Below are 16608 nucleotides of genomic sequence, written 5' to 3'. Positions count from 1 at the left end.
TATTCTGGCTAGCTGGCTCCAATCTGACTTCTGGTATAGAAAAGAGATAGTCCAACAGGTATTAATCTCCGTTTTCGGCAATGAAAATGCCTCTATCAGGTATTCCTCCATTCTTTTGACGATAAATATTCATCAAATCCCTCGGAATACTTCCGACTAATTCATCTGCGTACTTAATATTTTGATCTGATAACGACGATTTGTGGCATTTTTTCAAAGCTCATTGCTTCACCTATATTTTGCAGGGCGAGCCAAGCACCCACCCCTGTTTTTCCGAATAGGCGACGCCGCCGCCGGCTTGCGTATATTTAAGGCCGGCATGCTGCTAGAACTGGTAAACCGACCCCTTTTGGCCCGAAACCGCGCGATGGACATCAGTATCTACCAGTTCCATTGTCGTCATGCCGGTTTTCGGATCGAAATCGTCGATATGGTGCCAAGTGTAGGTATCCGCTCTATCGCTTGCCGTGATGCCAGCCGCCTTGTCCGCCTGCGTAAAATCTCGCGAGCGGCTACCCTGCATCGGGATCTGGACAATATTCCGTTGCTCGCCAGTTACGGGGAATAAATGGTGTGTACCGGCAAAGGTTGGGCCGCCGTTCGGCGTAACGCCAACCTCGGGCATGCTCGGGCTACCGATGCCTGGCTTCCACTCCAGCCCGGATGGGTCTACCCAGCTTGTCGGGTCCGACACATAGGCGTGGACGTTCATCCCGCCCTCAAGCCCGATCGGATCGGGTGCGGTGTAGCGTGCAACGTAGGGGTCGTAATAGCGATGGCGGTTGTAGATGAGGCCGGTCTCGGTATCCTCATACTGCCCTTGGAAGCGCAGCGGGTTGGCAATTTGTGCCTCCGCAGCTCGAGCGAGCTCGCCCCAGGCGGAGAGTTCGGCGCGCCAGGTGATGAGGCCATTGTCGTTGACCAACTCCTGCGGCGTGCCGAGGCGATCGAGTTGGTAATGATGCAGCACCGCCGGCATTTGCGCCCGCTCACTCCGCGCGATCGCCAGTGGGCGGAAGCTTCCGGGCTCGTGGAGATAGAGCGTCTGCAACGCATCGGCCGGCGTTTCGTCCGAAAGCGCGTTTGACTCGGCGAGCAGCACGTCGCCATCCCATAAAAAATGCGTGCGCACGACGTGCGGTGCGGCGGTTGTCCCGCCCTCGTTGGCGGCCTGGGTCGGCAGGCTTGTGGCCTCTTTCCAGGCGCGTCTGCCTAGCGCGTCATAGCCGAACCGCGTGATGCGCGTGCCACGGCTCGACCGCTCGACTAGCTCGGCCAACCGCCCCGCCCCGTCCCAGCGATAGCGCCGCTCGCGCCCCTCTCCCGCCCCGATCAGCTCGCGCATGCGGCGTCCGTCCGCGTCATAGTCGAAGCGCCTGTCGCCCCACACGCGCAGGCGATTACCCGGGGCGTCGCCGACCACGCGGTCCTGCTCGACGGGCAGTATATTGCCCGCGGGGTCAGCGACGAACGCTTCGGGCAGCGCGCCCTCGACGCCGACCAGTCGGTCGCACGGATCGTAGCGATAGCGTTTTTCGCCGCGGGCGAGGTCGGTCATCGCGACGAGCTGGCCTAGCGGATCGTAGCGATACTGCCGGTCGATCGCGACAAGGCCCGTACGGGTCGCTGCGCCATGCTGGCGCGTAAGGCGGCCGGCGGGATCGTATTCGCTGAGCAGGCGAAATGCGCTGGTGACGCGCTCCACCTCGCGGCCCATCTGGTCGCGCGACACCGTGGTAATTGTCTGGCCGGCAAACCGCACCGCGGTGAAGGTGTCGCCGGCATCCCAGGTGTTCTCGATCACCCGCCCGTCCGGCAACGTCATCGCGATCCGCCGCCCGCGCGCGTCATGACGGTGCGTAAGCGTCGCGCCGTCTTGCGTTTCGGTGACGAGGTTGCCGGCCGCGTCATAGGTCCAGGCAAGAGTGCGATCGGGGGTCGATGCCGCGGTCAGCCAGCCCGCCGCGTTCCAGCCGAGCTCATGCGCGGTGCCATCCGGCAGTTCCGCACGCGCGATCTAGCCGGTCGCGTCGCGGACGTAGCGGGTGACGCCCGCGCCGTCCTGCCGCTCCACCAGCAGCCCACTGGCGTCGTGGCGATAGAGCTGGCGCCGCGCGTCGAAGCCGATCTCTTCGACCAGTCGCTCGGCCGCGTCCCGTGCGAACGTCGCGCGCTCGCCTTTCTCGTTGACCAGCGCAGCCAGATTGAGCGTACCGTCATATTCGTAGCGCAGCACGCCACCATCGGGCGCCTGGCGTCGCACCGGAAAAGGCAGGCCGGCATAGTTCCCGCGCGTTTCCCGCCCGCGCGTGTCGCGCAGGAAGCGCAGAGTCCGGCTGGCGGGGTCCTCTGCCTCGACCAATTGCCCGCGCGCATCATAGCAAAAGCGCTGCACTCCGCCTGTCGTCAACATAGCGAGCACCGGTAGGCCGAAGCTGGGTGAGGAAAGCGGCACCTGTTCGTCGAGCGGGGCGTAGGCAAGCTGCACCGTGCCGCCCGCCGGGCTGCTATCGCGGGTCAGCCGATTGAATTCGTCATAGGCGAGAAGCGACACGCGTCCCTCGCCATCGCGATGCTCAATCGGCGCGCCAGCTTCCGACCAGCGCCAGCGCCGGACATGCCCGAGCGGATCGCGCTCGCGGATGACGAGATCAAGACGATTGTATGTATAGACGCTCTCGCCGCCCGCCCCATCGGTGACGATCGTCATGCGTTCGTTCGGCAGATAGTCGAAGCTGCAGTGATAGAGATCGTCACTGCCCCAGGTTTCCACCACCCGTGCGTTGCGGCCCCGCGCCGCCTCGTCCCAACGAAACACGAATGAGAGCCCACCGCGACGACGCTCCTCGACCACCAATGCCGGTCGCTTCGATAGTGAGTCACCCCGCCCCGGGCGTCGCTCGCGCTGAGGAGCGCGCCATCGGAGCTGTAGCTGTAGCTAGCGAGACGCATACGCGCGCGGGGATCGTCGGGATGTGGCCCATCCACCTCGGTGATGCGGCCCGCTGCATCGCTTTCGACCACCAACTGCCGCCCGCCGCTGTCGATGAGCCCGCGCAGTCGCCCCGCTGAATCACGTTGCAGGGTGATGGCGTTACCCGTCGCGTCGACAATTGCAGCGAGCGGAGCAATGCAATCCGAGGCAGCGGGAAACACCCAGCTCACACCGTCATACCCCGCCACACGCCACCCAGCCGCCTCGCGGTGCAGAATCAACCGCTCGGCCGTATTGATCGACGGCGCGGCCGTTTCCGCCCAAGGGAGGAACGTCAACCGACCATAGGGCAGTCTGAGCTGAACGAGGCCGTGCTGGGGCAGCGGCTCCAACGCCATGTCAAATGGGTGACTCCAGCCCACTCCGAGATCGCCGTTGTGGCTCGATCGCGAAGACCAGTTGCGCTCCCAAACTAACGGCAGAGGCCCGGGCAGTCGGAAATCGACCTGATCGATGAGCAACTCGCCCGTGGCGACATCGACCGGGTGGCCCCGCGTCGTGCGGATCGCCTTGCTGGCGCCGCGGATGCCCGTGAGCTCACCCAGAGTTTCGCCGATCTCGCGGCCTTTTTCGCCCCACAGCGCTTCACCGATCGCGCCCCCGGCTGCTTTGCCGGCAAGGCTTTCCAGTGCGCCAACCGCTATACCACCGGCGAAGTTGGCGAGGCCCGCCAAACCACAGCTCATGAACGCGGCAAGGCCGCCAAAACCCAAGGCAACCGCGCCGCCCACCACCACCATCCATTGCGCGGTATTGGTCATCCAGGCAGGGATTTCGGGGCTGACATCCAGATAGGTCTTCTGCTGCCCACCTATAAAGACGTTGGACGATCCCTCTGAGATCGTGCCGTCGCACTCGGTCTTGTCAGTCACCCGCGCGGCCGGGAAACCATTAATAAAGACCGTGTCGCTGCCCTGCGCAATGCGGCGGTGTGGCGCGTGGTCTTTGCAGGCGGCCGTGTCCTTCACTGCACGCGCAGCGGGGCGGCCGTTGATGAAAACGTTGCCCGAGCCCGTCTCGATCGGTCCTGCATCATAGGCGCCGATCAGGCTGGCGATCTTGCCGCCAGCGAGCGCCCCCGCGCCGGTTGCCGCAGTGATGCCGCCCACGGCCGCGATCGCACCGGCTGCGGCGACCAAGGAAAGTCCGCCTGTGAACGGCGCAGCGACTGCCGCGCCCATCAGCGCAATTCCCACTCCCAAGCCGATCGCCGCGCCGATCGCGAAGCCGAGCATCGCCGGCGTATGCTCGATCGGATCCCCGACGCGGGCGGCGGCGAGGGCGGCTTCCATTAGTCCGCAGCTCCGGTTGAGACCCAGCGGAACCCGCTGAGCATTGCACCGAATACCGGCTCGATAGCCTCGAACTCATCGTCCAGAGCGGTGTTCACGACGGTTATGACTCGCCCGTCGTCCAAAGCTACATAGACTTGACGCTGTCGCATCAGACCCGATCCAGCATCCCAGCGGAACACGATCTCGATCCCTCGGCGACCGTCCAGCAACACTTCGCGGCGACCGACCAAGGCGAAACGTCGTGCCTGCTTGGCAAGATCATCGGCTTGTCCATCGACAAAGGCTTCCAACGTTCGCCCTTCCGGGAGGCGGTCGTAGGTCGCTAGTACGTTAGGCACAACGGCCTGACCTGGACGCGGCTACGCAGACCAGGCGATAACCCGGCGGTCCTTCCAGTCGTCTGGAACCGTAAACGAGAACTCGGCGGTACGACTTTCAGGCATCGCAATTCCTGAATTGCAGATCGCCACGACCTACACAGCCTGCGTAACAGTTCCAAGACGCCCGAGTAAGTTGGTTCACGTTCATGCTATTTACCCATTCACCAGCGCTCGTCTGGCCTCTCATCGGAGGGCCGGTTCCGGCGTGAGCAGACGTTCAAACGTCGACCGCGGAATGACTTAACCTGGTCGGGAACCGCAACTACCGCGACGACCCACAAGCGGACGCTCACGAGCACTCCCCGGCTTCCCAACTACCGCCACTCGTTCATCTCCGCGCTATGACAGCTTTCAGCGACTGAGTTTCCAAGATGACCGTTGCTATTGCTGGGAACCGAGGTGGCTGCTTTCGGGACTGCGAGCCGCGACAACTGCCTTTGTGCGGTGCTGACGCCGCCACTTCCAACAAGGATGATGTTCGCCGGCAGTGTGGCAGCTGGCAAACGTTGACAGCCCCCGTCTGGTGGCGAACAGAACGGCATGTCCTCTACCCCCACTCGCAACGTCGCACTGACGACCGAACTCGAATCGTACAGCAGGGCGCAGGTTGCCACTGGGCTGTACAGCAATTCGAGCGAGGTCGTGCGCTCAGCCCTGCGGCTGATGATCGCCCGCGACGAAGCTCGCCTGTACGGAGAGCCGCGTCGTGGTTGAGGCCATTACCGAGCGCGAACAGGAACGGCTTGCGGCGTTGGCGCGATACGAGGTGCTGGATACACCTCGGGAGCAATCTTTCGATGAACTGGCGGCGCTGACCGCGCGCCTCTGTGATGCCCCTATCGCAGTGGTCAATTTGGTCGGCGATGGGCGTCAATTCTTCAAGGCGGAGGTCGGTCTCGGCGTACGCGAGACGCCGTTGGAAAGCTCGTTCTGCGTTAAAGCACTACTCGAGGACGACCTCCTCGTCGTACCGGACCTAACGCTGGATACCCGGTTCGAGTGCAATCCGCTGGTGACCGGCGATCCCCATATCCGCTCCTACGCTGGCGCGCTGTTAAAGACCGAAGACGGGTTGCCGATCGGGACGCTGTGCGTGCTGGACTACCGCCCGAGGCCATTTACGACGCTTCAGCAGGATACCTTGCGGGTGCTCGCGCGGCAGGTCATGTCGCTGCTTGACCTGCGTCGTACCGTGCGGGAGCGTGATCAGCGCGCGCGGACCGCTCTCGCCAGCGAAGAGGCGCTTGCCCTCACACGTATCGAGCTTGTCGACAGCGAAGCCCGCTTTCGTAACATGGCCGACCATGCGCCCGTCATGATGTGGGTCACCGACCCGGATGGCAATTGCACGTATCTCAACCAGCAATGGTACGACTTTACCGGGCAGACACCTGCGGAGGCTGCGGGCCTTGGCTGGCTTGATGTTACCCATCCGGACGACAAGGCTGCGGCAGGCCAGATATTTCTGAACGCGAATACCCGGCAGGAGCCTTTCCGTCTCGAGTACCGGTTGCGTCGTGCAGATGGCATATACCGTTGGGCGATCGATGCAGCATCTCCACGGTTTGGACCTCAGGGCAAGTTTTTGGGCTATATCGGTTCCGTCATCGACATCGCAGATCGTCGCGAAGCGGAAGACGCCCTTCGCGGAGCAAATGTCCTTCTGAAGGCTGTTATGGAGGCCGTACCGGGCGTGGTCTACGCTAAGGACCGTGCGGGGCGGATGTTGGCCGCCAACCGCGGCACCGCTGATCTGGTCGGCAAGCCCCTTGATCAGATCATTGGGCGCACCGATCGCGAATTTCTCGACGATGCTGCCCAAGCCGACATCGTCATGGCGAATGACGAGCGGGTCATGACCGAGCAGACGACGGAAGTCGTAGAGGAAGAGGTCAGCTTTGCCGACGGCACCTGTGCAACCTGGCTTTCGACGAAGTCGCCGTTTCGAGACGCCAACGGCGCCGTGAACGGCTTGGTCGGCTCATCGATCGACATCACCGAACGCAAGCGCGCCGAGCTCGAACTGCAGCGGCTTAACGAGACGCTTGAGGACGAAGTAGCCGAACGGACGGCGGAGCGTGACCGGATCTGGGAGACGTCCCCTGATCTCATGCTCGTGATCGACTTCGCCGGCGTTCTGATACGCGTAAACCCCGCCTGGACGGCCATGCTGGGCTATACCTCAGGCGAACTTGTCGGCCATCACGTCAACGAGTTCGTGGTGCCTGACGATCACAACCAGACAACCGATGCCTATGAGCTTGCGGCAGACGGCGGTCGTCCGGCGATCGTCAATCGCTACCGTCATAAAGATGGTTCGACGCGCTGGCTATCGTGGGTCGCTGTGCCGGCTGGTGACATGACCTATGCGACCGGTCGCGATATTACCGCTGAGAAGGAACAGGCGGAGGCCCTACGGAAGATCGAGGAACAGCTGCGTCAGGCGCAGAAGATGGAAGCGGTCGGTCAACTAACCGGCGGGCTGGCCCATGACTTCAATAATTTGCTGACCGGCATGATGGGCAATCTGGAACTGCTCCAGCTTCGCGTTGCGAGAGGGCGGCTCGACGATCTCGACCGCTTCATCAATGCAGCGCAGGGCGCTGGTCGGCGTGCCGCGTCGCTCACGCAACGATTGCTGGCTTTTTCTCGCCGTCAGACGCTTGATCCCAAACCTACTGATGTCAACCGGCTGATCCTTGGCCTCGAAGAGATGCTGCACCGGACGGTCGGTGCGACCGTCGGCATCGAAATCGTTGGCGCTGCCGGATTGTGGACGGCCGACATAGACGCGCCGCAGCTCGAAAACGCTGTCCTCAACCTCTGCATCAACGGTCGGGACGCGATGCCGCAAGGGGGGAAACTGACGATCGAAACCGCGAACAAGTGGGTTGATGATCGTATAGGACGAGAGCGCGATCTGCCCCCTGGCCAATACATCTCGATCTGCGTAACGGACACCGGCACTGGCATGACGCCCGAGACGATCGAGCGCGCATTCGAGCCCTTCTACACAACCAAGCCGATCGGACAGGGCACAGGCCTTGGGCTCTCGATGATCTATGGCTTCGCCAGGCAGTCGGGTGGGCAGGTTCGGATTTATTCCGAAGTGGGACACGGCACGACGGTGTGCATTTACCTGCCGCGTCACCATGGCGACGCTGCTGAAACGCCCGAGGAATGCACAACCGGTTTGCCCGCGAGCGGCAATGCCCAGACAGTGCTTGTCGTCGATGACGAGGCGACGATCCGCCATCTCATCGACGAGGTACTCGACGATCTGGGATACACTGTCATCGGCGCAGCCGATGGGGCGGCGGGAATTAAGGTGCTTCAGTCCGGAGCCAGGATTGAACTTCTAATAACGGATGTTGGATTGCCCAATGGTATGAACGGCCGACAGGTCGCCGACGCCGCTCGCGCTTTGCGGCCTGGTCTGAAGGTGCTGTTCATTACAGGGTTCGCTGAGAATGCCGCAGTTGGTAATGGCCATATGGAGCCAGGTATGGAATTGCTGACCAAACCCTTTACGCTCGAAGCGCTCTCTACAAAGGTTGCGCAGATGCTGCGATCCACTTCTACGTAGCGTTGATTAACAATAGATCAGCACAGAAGAATGTCATTGAACTCCTAAGTTTAGCAAATCGGCGTTACGACCGAGCGCCCATTCGAATATGACGGCAAAAGATCTAACGACGTTTAGCTTCTCTCGAGCTACTGCCGTTTTACATCTATATAAGATTGAGCCCGGCGACAACGACAACGAGACCCGCTTCCAATAATTCAAACCGCCCGTCGCGCTCCCTAAGCGGTGGGATAGGTATTGGTCCCACGAAGCACGCTGAATCCAACAATCGCGCCATCAGCGCATTGGTCAGATAAGACGGCCAAGTCTCGACCCGTCATGAATAAGCAGGCCTCAGCCAAACCTACTATAGGTCGAACCAGGGATAGGAACATGAAAGTTATACGCACCAGAACCCATTTTCAATACGGTGTATCCGGAATCTTCCTCCACGACCGCGACATGTCGGTCGTGATCAAGGGGCAACGAGCCACTTATGATGTATCGCCTTGGAACTGGAAGCTTTAAATGGGCCGAACATCCCGAAGGCAATGCTGCTGAGATCTGCATCCTTCCCCGTCCGGCGCGCCAGCAACACTCAATTTTTCCAAGCACCGACTGCAGCGAGGCACTCACTTCGGTGACGCCACTAATATATTGTGGCGCGAGCAATATTGGGGGACCGTTCTGGCGGGAAAAATCTAAATTGAGCCCCGCTAATCCGCCGTAAAACCACTGTTCGATATGACCGAGCATAAAATGGTTTTGCGACTTGCCTCGCGTACTATCCCAAGCCTCTGTCAATGCCGTCGCACCGGCTTCGATCTGAGCGAGATAACTGGGTGCGTCGGTGCGTGTCAGCATATCATATAGCACGTCGCCGCGTTGCGCATCGATCAGCGCGCGCACGACGTAGTGAAACCCGATGTCGCCGGCTGTGACGTGATTGTTCGTCACACGGATCGCGGCGATCAGGTTGGCAAGAATATGGGCTCGGTCGCTAGCCGGGGCGAGGCCCAGTGCCAACGCCATTGCGTTGGCAGCTTGGCTGCCGCGGTCGTAATTGCCGCTGGCCGGATGATAGAGGCGCGCGTTGATCGTCGCCCGCGTGGCCGCGGCACGCGCCGCGAAGCCGCGTGCTTCCGCGTCCTTACCGAGGATTTTGGCCATTTGTGCCATGGCGTCGAGATTGGCGAACAAGGTTGCAGTCCCGGTCATCTCCAGTGAGGTGAGCTGTGCGACTCCTGACGGGCGTGGCCCTATGTCGAACCAGTCGCCGAGGCCATACGCTACCAGCCCGTCCTTCGCCCGCCCCGCCAAATAGTCGACATAGCGGACCATCGCCGCCCAGTTCTGGCGCAGGATGCCGGTATCGCCATAGCTACGATACACGGTCCAGGGGCCAAGGATGATCGCGCTGCCCCATTCGGGACTGTCGCGGAACGGAGAATCCGTGCCATCCTCATTCAGGAATTTCGCATACTCGGGTGCGATCGAGGGCACCATTCCGTCCGACCGCTGGGCCGCACGCATGTCGCCCGCCATCTTTTCGTACAGTGTGACGGCGTTGCGATTGATGTTCACCGTGGCGGCGTTGAGATAGATTTGCTCGAGCCAGCCCAATTTTTCCCGGTGCGGACAGTCGGTCAGTACCGACGTCATATTACTGACCAGCGCCCGCTCGATCAGCTTGTGAACGGCGACGAGACGCGGGTCGCTGCAATCGAAACTGCCCGTCCGTGCGAGGTCGGCATGGAGTACGCAGCCCTCGACTTCCACAAGCTGGTCCGCAGCAATCCCTTCGATCTCCATGTAGCGGAAGCCGGTATAGGTGAAACGCGGTTCCCAAGTCTCTTCGGCATCGCCGCACGCGATGTAACGGAAATACAATCCGTTACGCCCCGGCCGGAGCTCGGTCATACTTTGTTGGTCGATCGACCCATCGGCCAGCAGAAGTTCGCCGGGCCACAAGGTGACAACCTGCCCCGAACGCAGTCGACGGAGCGTTATGCGCGGGCGTCCGGCGAAGTTTATCCCAAAATCATGGCGCAGATTACCGTTGCCCAGCTGCGGCATCGGCGTGCCGGTCAGCCGGTCGGTCCGGGTGACGGTCGGCACGCCGTTGGCGACCAACCGCCCGCCGGGGCCGGCGACCTGGTGCGCACCGGTCCAGCCCGTGGTCGTCGCAGCGACGCTCCAGTCGTTCCCGACGCGGCGCGCGTCGAAATCCTCTCCGCCATAGATCGAGGAATAGGTGATTGGCCCTGGCCGCGCGCGCCAGTCAGCCGAACTGGCCACCAGCTGTTCGCGACCATCGGCAAGAACGATCCGTAGTTGGGCGATCAGGCGGGGCGGGCCACTCGATCTCGCCAATTTAGTGTACCGGCCGGCCACATCCTCGACGTTGAAGAAACCGTTGCCCAGCATGACTGCGATCGCATTCGATCCGGATTTCAGCAATGCTGTCACATCATAGGTGTCGTACAGGACCGATGTTGCGAAATCAGTCCAGCCACCGCTCAGGTCGTCCCCCTGCACCGAGCGTCCATTGAGCAGGCACGCATGATGGCCCAGCCCGGCAATCGAAAGATAGGCTGCCGTCATCGCCGATGGCACCGCAAAGTCATGGCGGAAGAGGGGCATCACGCTGCCGATGGCGCGTTTGCGCGCGGTTTCGAAATCCGATGGCGCTGCGCCGTCAGGCTGGGCGGCGATCCACCCCGCGCGCCAACCATCGAGATCCAGGATGCCGGTAACGAACATTCCTGCCATCACTTCGGGGCCGAATGCCGTCCCGTCATGCAGCGCTAGCCGCCACTCATACCCCGCCTGAGAAACCAGCGGCAAATCTCGTGGCGATGTCCAGGCGAGTGTATCCGACCGTACGAAACCGGTATCGAACACGACGGTCCCGACTGGCTTGCCCGCACCGGCTTGCGCGAACACCCTTATCCGAAATCCAGCTTGCCGGACGTCGTGCTGCTCGGGCGCGCTTTGCAACGTCCAGCGAAAACGGGGGCGGCGCGTATCGATACCGAGCGGGTTGCGCCGCCATTCGACCGTGCACCCTTCCGGCAACGTTAACGCCGCGCGCCTCGCCATGGCGGTACCAGCCGGTGCCATGGCAGTTATGCCTGCCCCCGCGATCCAGCCTGCCAGCCCCCGGCGACTGGTGGTGAGCCCCGTTGCCGTACGTCCAGCCATCATTTCTGCTCCCGTTTCGTGCTCAGATGCACTATCGGCGCGGCGCATTATAGTCTACTCGCTGCCGTCGGACTTATCTTCCCCTGTCAGTAGTTTTGATACGGAAGCCGACTACCAAGTCTGCAACCGGACGGTTCGGAGATACTTAGTCGTGAACGGCCAGCGAGACGGGAAGGTCGTTCTCGAAATCGATCGAGTTTCGAGAAAGGCAGAGCCGGCCGTTCTACCTCGGCGGGAGCCGTCTCGCCTTGGCAAGGTTCACGATCAACTCGGGGAGCGTCTGATGTTCGTGCGCGTGCCATGCGGGCTGATCTGGGCCGCTCCGCCAGGACTCGCTAAGTGGACTGTTATCTGCCGTATCGAAGCCGAACTGATCGTAAAGCCGCGTGACCAGCTCCACCGCCTCGGGGTGGTCGCTTGATACCGACAGCGCGTGCCGCCCCGGCGTGCCAGATGGCCGCGCCGACAGGAACAGGCGCGGTGCCTGAATGTGCGTGAACGCCTTCGCGACCTTAGAGGTGGGGAGCTGTTCCTGCCGTAGCTCGTGCTCCGTCTTCGCACCGACGTCTACCACGGCGTAGCGCCCGTCACGCCACGGCATGTAGTTGTTGGTGTCCAGCACGATCTTGCCCGCCAGTTGCTCGACCGGCATGTCGTTGGCGAGCTTGAGGGGGACCGCCACCACGACGAAATCCCCCGCCTCGGCCGCATCGGCAGCGGTCGCAGCGCGCGCGTCAGGCCGGAGTTCGGCGACCAGGCGGGCCAAAGTTTCCGGTCCGCGCGAGTTGGCGATCACCACCCGGTAGCCGTTCGCGATGGCGGCGCGGGCGATCTGGCTGCCGACCTCCCCCGCACCAATGATGCCGATGGTGGCCATAGTTGACCGCTCCAACGGATCAGGCACCGAACGCGCCGTCGATGGTGTGCATGGCGCCGGTGACGAACCCTGCCTCCGGTCCGGCGAGCCATGCCACCATTCCCGCGACCTCCTCCGGCCGGCCGTGACGCTTGATCGCCATGAAGCCGTGCAGCAGATCCTTCATCGGTCCGTCTGCCGGGTTGGCGTCGGTGTCGATCGGACCGGGTTGCACGACGTTGATCGTAATCCCGCGAGGCCCGAAGTCGCGTGCCAGCCCACGTGCCATCCCTTGCAGCGCTGACTTGCTGAGCGCGTAAGCCGCCATGCCGGGAACGGGCATCCGATCGCCGTTCACCGATCCGATAACGATGATGCGCCCGCCCTCGGGCATCTGGCGCGCCGCCTCGACCGATGCATGATACGGCGCGTGAACATTGATCCGGAACAGCCGGTCAATCGCGTCCGGGTCCTGGTCCAGCGAGTCGCCGAACACGGCGATGCCGGCATTGACGACCAGCACGTCGAGCGCGCCGCTGTCCTTCACGCGGGCGATCACCGCGTCGCGATCCGCGCTGTCCGTCTCCACGGCCGTGCTGCGCGTCTCGGCCGCCAACGCTTCGGCTGCGTCTCGCGAGCCGGAATAGGTGAAGACCACGGTCGCGCCATCCGCTGCAAAGCGCCGAACGATTGCCGCGCCGATTCCGCGGCTACCACCAAGCACAAGAACGGATTTTCCCTCGAACGCACCCATCGCACCCTCCTTGATCCATAACTTACGATCCGCTACATAAATGGTTCAACTCGCGCGTCAAGGTATTTGTAGTGGAGCAAACAGAAAGCCGCCGCACACGTGGCCGACCGCGTCAGTTCGACTTGGACGAAGCGGTCGCGACCGCCCAGCGCCTGTTTCACGCCCGCGGCTACGATGCGGTCAGCGTCGCCGACCTCACCCAGGCGATCGGTATAAATCCGCCCAGCTTCTATGCCGCCTTCGGTAGCAAGGCGGACCTCTACAGCCGCATCCTCGATCGTTATGCCGCCCAGGGCGCGATCCCGCTGCCCGATCTGCTAAGCGCGGACCGACCGATCGCGGAATGTCTCGTGGCGGTGCTGGAAGAGGCGGCCCGGCGCTACGCAGCCGATCCCGGCGCGGCGGGTTGCCTCGTCATCGAGGGTGCGCGCTGCGCCGACCGAGAAGCAAAAGGCGCTGCTGGCGCTTTCATTACGGCTGGGGAGGAGGCGATTTATCGATTCATTGCCGCCCGTTATCCCGATCAAGCCGCGTGTATCCAAGATTATATGAGCACGGTAATGGCCGGGCTGTCCGCCAGCGCCCGTAACGGGCACAATTTTGATCGCCTGCTCGCAACCGCACGTCTCGCGGGAGTCGGTCTTGAACAGACGTTCGCGCTTAATAGGCAAGGTCGGGAAAAGTGAACACGACGTTTCCGTAAAGGAAGGTTGAACGATAAAGCGGAGCATGATGTTGTTACCACAGCCGCTGAAAGGGCCACTTTCTCGAAATCTGTTCGCGATTTAGTTTTCTGAAATTGCCTACCAGACATGGAAAAACGAGAAACGCCTTGGCGAATAGAATCGCGGATTCGGACCATACGTATATTAGCTGATCGACCGACATTGCTCGAATGGGCCCCTGCCCTACGGCTGCCGGCCAGACCCATAGTCGGACACTGGGGTCGGCTTGTCGTTCCCTAACTTCGGCCGTTTGTTCATGTAGGCAAACCGTTGCCGACGGGGCCGCATAGATGGCGAGAATTGGGACGACCGTCGGAGGCCTGGCAATGCGTACCCCCGCTATATTCGGCGCGATTGCGCACCGTCAGGTCGAAGACGCGGCGGCGCGCGCCGACGGGCGCTGATTTTTGAGGGTGATTGTCGGGCTTTGCTCATGGCTGGTGCCACGGCGCGATCTGCGAGTGAGACAGGCCGGGCCGACGCCTCCAAGAGTAGCGACGGCGATCGGTTTTAGACCAGTGATAGTACGCCGAACGGCACATTTCTGATGCGACCGGCCGTCGTCCTGGTCCACATTGCCGAATGGCTCGTTAGATCAGGATGCGCTTGAAGACATTATACCGCTCCACGGTCCCGCTGCTGATCCTGCTGACTCATGGAGCGTCGCACGCTCAGGTCGTTCCGATCGACGCCGTAGCCCGTCCGGACTCCATCGCAATAGCAATCGACAAGGCCGACGTGACGGACCCCAAGCTTCGGACGTTGTACGCCCAGTCGAAATGGCGAGCTTTGTGGTCCAAGCAGAGCATCGCGGCATTCCAGTCCGCGCTCGCCGACCGCGGCCGGCACGGTCTCGATCACTTGGCCTTCGACGTGGACACAATGGATTCAAGCTCCGCCGTCGCCGACGTAGCGTGGTCACGCGCCGCCCTCTCCTATGCCGAAGCGTTGGCAAAAGGACACATCGATCCTGCCTCGTTGCACGAAGTCTATACCCTGCCCCGCCCGAAAACCGACGTTACAGCCGGCCTCAGCATCGCCCTTGCGACCGGTAAACTCACCGAGTGGCTGGCGTCGTTAGCACCGCAGGACGCAGAATATCGGGCTTTGTCCGACGCCTATCTCCGCTTCAGTCAGGCCGCAGCCGCGGCCGGGCCGACCCAGCCGATCGCCGGTGGCCTGATACGCGTCGGCGATCGAGACCCCCGGGTGGCGGCCATTGCCGATCAGCTGACGCAAAGCGGCTATCTGGCACACTCCGATTTAGCGACCGAGCCGTCGCGGCTCGCGCCTTCCCCCACGTCGGCGCTCTACACGCAGGCGCTGTCGGACGCCCTGAAGGGATTGCAAACCGATTACGGGATTGCCGCCGACGGCGTCGTCGGTCCCGAGACGCTGAAGGTGCTCAACCTGGGCGCCGGCGATCGCGCCCGGGCGTTGGGCGTTGCGCTGGAGCGCCGGCGCTGGCTCGAACGCACGCCACCGGCCACGCGGATCGACGTCAACACCGCGGCGTCACAGTTGCGCTATTACCGCGACGGCACAGTGGCGGACGAGCGAAAGGTCGTAGTCGGAGAACCCGGGCACGAGACCCCGGCGCTCGCATCGCCGATCTTCAGGCTGGTTGCCAACCCGACCTGGACCGTGCCGAAATCGATCCAGAACGGCGAAATGGCGAATGTCGACGACGCGTATCTGCAGGCGCACAACATGGTGCTGCGTGACGGCTGGATCGTCCAGCAGCCGGGGCCCGACAATGCGCTCGGCCTTGTCAAGTTCGACATGGCCAACAACCAGGCGATCTACCTGCACGACACCTCGGCGCCGGCCCTGTTCGCGCGCAGCCAGCGCCATCTCAGCCATGGCTGCGTCCGCGTCGAGGACGCGCTCGGCTTCGCGCAGATGCTCGCCGAGGACGAGGGCGTCGCGGACGCCTGGCAGGCTGCGCAGGCGACGGGCGAGATGACCTTCGTGCCCTTGCCGCGTCGTATTCCGGTCCGGCTACTCTATCACAATGTGTATGTCGGTGCCGACGGGGCGATAGCCTTTCGCACCGACCCGTACGGATGGAACGATCCAATCGCCGAGCAACTGGGTTTTGCCAAGTCGTCGGCGCGCCGGGCGGAAGCGCAGGCGATCGACATCGGCCCTTAGTCACAATCCTTCCCTTGCTCGCGAACGCACACATGGTGGGACAGTCGACCGACCGGTCACGCTGAACCATTGGCTATCGTCGGGCTCAGGATTGCAATCTTGGTTGGGCGGGACCGCTCGGTAGCGGAGAGCTAGCAAGACCCGCAATCGGACATCTGGACAGGACTTTACCCTTCTCAGCTTCAGATCTTTGTTCATGTATTATTCCGAAATCCGGGCAACGGCATTCGGCTGCCGAATATGCGCGGACTGGTGTGCCCGGCTCGGCTGGTCCACACAGCCCATATGGTTTTGAGGCGCGGCCGGACGGATTTTTGGGGAAGCGGTCCGGAGTGGCGCGAGGCTGCTGGCTTCAGCTTCCACGCGCTAGACGCAAACGCGCCCGAGCAAGAGGTGCAGCGACACAGTCATGACGAGGCGCATTTCATTCTGGTGCTCTCCGGTGGCTATATGTCGTCGGCAGTCGGCGCACCGCTGGTGTCGAACACCCCGGTTCTGATCTACAATCCGCCAGGTACCACCCATGAGGACCGGTTCCACGGCGGGCGGGGACGCTTCATGGCCATTTCCGGGGGTGAAGGCAGCGAAGCCGCAGCATTTTGCATCCGCGATCCTTATGCCTTTCGGTTGGCGCAGACCATCGCGCACGAGCTCGATGAAGCCCCGGCGCTTACGCTGGA

Annotated in this window: 12 protein-coding genes; 5 read left to right on the top strand and 7 right to left on the bottom strand. The window is 62.3% G+C overall.

Features of this window, described 5'->3' with window-relative positions:
- Positions 1-325: 325 nt before the first annotated feature.
- From C8J43_RS05305 to C8J43_RS05290, 4 genes are read right to left on the bottom strand one after another with little or no spacing between them, the layout of a single operon-like run.
- Complete coding sequence (locus tag C8J43_RS05305; protein WP_279388830.1) at positions 326-2002, bottom strand: RHS repeat-associated core domain-containing protein; 1677 nt, start codon at positions 2000-2002, stop codon at positions 326-328.
- A gap of 15 nt (positions 2003-2017) precedes the next feature.
- Positions 2018-2710: an RHS repeat protein gene (locus C8J43_RS05300; protein WP_133030063.1), complete on the bottom strand. Its 693-nt coding sequence runs from the start codon at positions 2708-2710 to the stop codon at positions 2018-2020.
- Positions 2707-4287: a DUF6531 domain-containing protein gene (locus C8J43_RS05295; protein WP_133030062.1), complete on the bottom strand. Its 1581-nt coding sequence runs from the start codon at positions 4285-4287 to the stop codon at positions 2707-2709. The genes C8J43_RS05300 and C8J43_RS05295 overlap by 4 nt, the downstream gene beginning before the upstream one ends.
- Positions 4287-4628 carry a DcrB-related protein gene (locus C8J43_RS05290; RefSeq protein ID WP_133030061.1) on the bottom strand — a complete coding sequence of 114 codons (342 nt, stop codon included), beginning with the start codon at positions 4626-4628 and terminating at the stop codon, positions 4287-4289. The genes C8J43_RS05295 and C8J43_RS05290 overlap by 1 nt, the downstream gene beginning before the upstream one ends.
- Before the next feature lie 582 nt (positions 4629-5210).
- On the opposite strand from C8J43_RS05290, the gene C8J43_RS05285 reads away from it, so the two are divergent.
- Both C8J43_RS05285 and C8J43_RS05280 read left to right on the top strand, forming a co-directional pair.
- Positions 5211-5384 carry a type II toxin-antitoxin system ParD family antitoxin gene (locus tag C8J43_RS05285; protein ID WP_133030060.1) on the top strand — a complete coding sequence of 58 codons (174 nt, stop codon included), beginning with the start codon at positions 5211-5213 and terminating at the stop codon, positions 5382-5384.
- Positions 5377-8256 (top strand): PAS domain S-box protein, encoded by a 2880-nt coding sequence (locus C8J43_RS05280; RefSeq protein WP_133030059.1) that lies wholly within the window; start codon positions 5377-5379, stop codon positions 8254-8256. The genes C8J43_RS05285 and C8J43_RS05280 overlap by 8 nt, the downstream gene beginning before the upstream one ends.
- A gap of 333 nt (positions 8257-8589) precedes the next feature.
- Here C8J43_RS05280 and C8J43_RS05275 read toward each other — a convergent pair whose 3' ends face one another.
- From C8J43_RS05275 to bdcA, 3 genes are all read right to left on the bottom strand, one after another.
- A complete protein-coding gene (locus C8J43_RS05275) occupies positions 8590-11487 on the bottom strand; it encodes an alpha-L-rhamnosidase (protein ID WP_133030058.1) in 2898 nt (965 codons plus the stop codon).
- A 175-nt stretch (positions 11488-11662) separates the two neighbouring features.
- Positions 11663-12343, bottom strand: a complete 681-nt coding sequence (locus tag C8J43_RS05270) for an NAD(P)-binding domain-containing protein (protein WP_133030057.1) — start codon at positions 12341-12343, stop codon at positions 11663-11665.
- On the bottom strand, positions 12336-13049 hold the full coding sequence (gene bdcA / locus C8J43_RS05265; RefSeq protein WP_121886427.1) for an SDR family oxidoreductase: 714 nt from the start codon (positions 13047-13049) through the stop codon (positions 12336-12338). The genes C8J43_RS05270 and bdcA overlap by 8 nt, the downstream gene beginning before the upstream one ends.
- 122 nt (positions 13050-13171) lie before the next feature.
- Here bdcA and C8J43_RS05260 point away from each other — a divergent pair, with 122 nt between their 5' ends.
- From C8J43_RS05260 to C8J43_RS05250, 3 genes are all read left to right on the top strand, one after another.
- Positions 13172-13735, top strand: coding sequence for a TetR/AcrR family transcriptional regulator (locus C8J43_RS05260; protein ID WP_243645430.1), 564 nt, complete (start codon positions 13172-13174; stop codon positions 13733-13735).
- Between the two features lie 645 nt (positions 13736-14380).
- The gene (locus C8J43_RS05255; RefSeq protein WP_243645429.1) at positions 14381-15928 is read left to right on the top strand and encodes a L,D-transpeptidase family protein; all 1548 of its coding nucleotides are present in this window, start codon (positions 14381-14383) and stop codon (positions 15926-15928) included.
- 285 nt (positions 15929-16213) lie between these two features.
- A partial coding sequence (locus C8J43_RS05250; RefSeq protein ID WP_207893334.1) for an AraC family ligand binding domain-containing protein occupies positions 16214-16608 on the top strand: 395 nt, incomplete at its 3' end.

The organism is Sphingomonas sp. PP-CE-1G-424, assembly GCF_004341085.1.
GTDB lineage: Bacteria > Pseudomonadota > Alphaproteobacteria > Sphingomonadales > Sphingomonadaceae > Sphingomonas.
Note: the sequence above shows the minus strand (reverse complement) of the source record. Positions and strands in the feature narration are given on the sequence as shown.

Excerpts from the sequence above, each read along its gene's own strand:
- C8J43_RS05275 (WP_133030058.1), bottom strand. The coding sequence starts at position 11,487 with ATGCGCCGCGCCGATAGTGCATCTGAGCACGAAACGGGAGCAGAAATG.
- C8J43_RS05285 (WP_133030060.1), top strand. The coding sequence starts at position 5,211 with ATGTCCTCTACCCCCACTCGCAACGTCGCACTGACGACCGAACTCGAA.
- C8J43_RS05300 (WP_133030063.1), bottom strand. The coding sequence starts at position 2,710 with ATGACGATCGTCACCGATGGGGCGGGCGGCGAGAGCGTCTATACATAC.
- bdcA (WP_121886427.1), bottom strand. The coding sequence starts at position 13,049 with ATGGGTGCGTTCGAGGGAAAATCCGTTCTTGTGCTTGGTGGTAGCCGC.
- C8J43_RS05295 (WP_133030062.1), bottom strand. The coding sequence starts at position 4,287 with ATGGAAGCCGCCCTCGCCGCCGCCCGCGTCGGGGATCCGATCGAGCAT.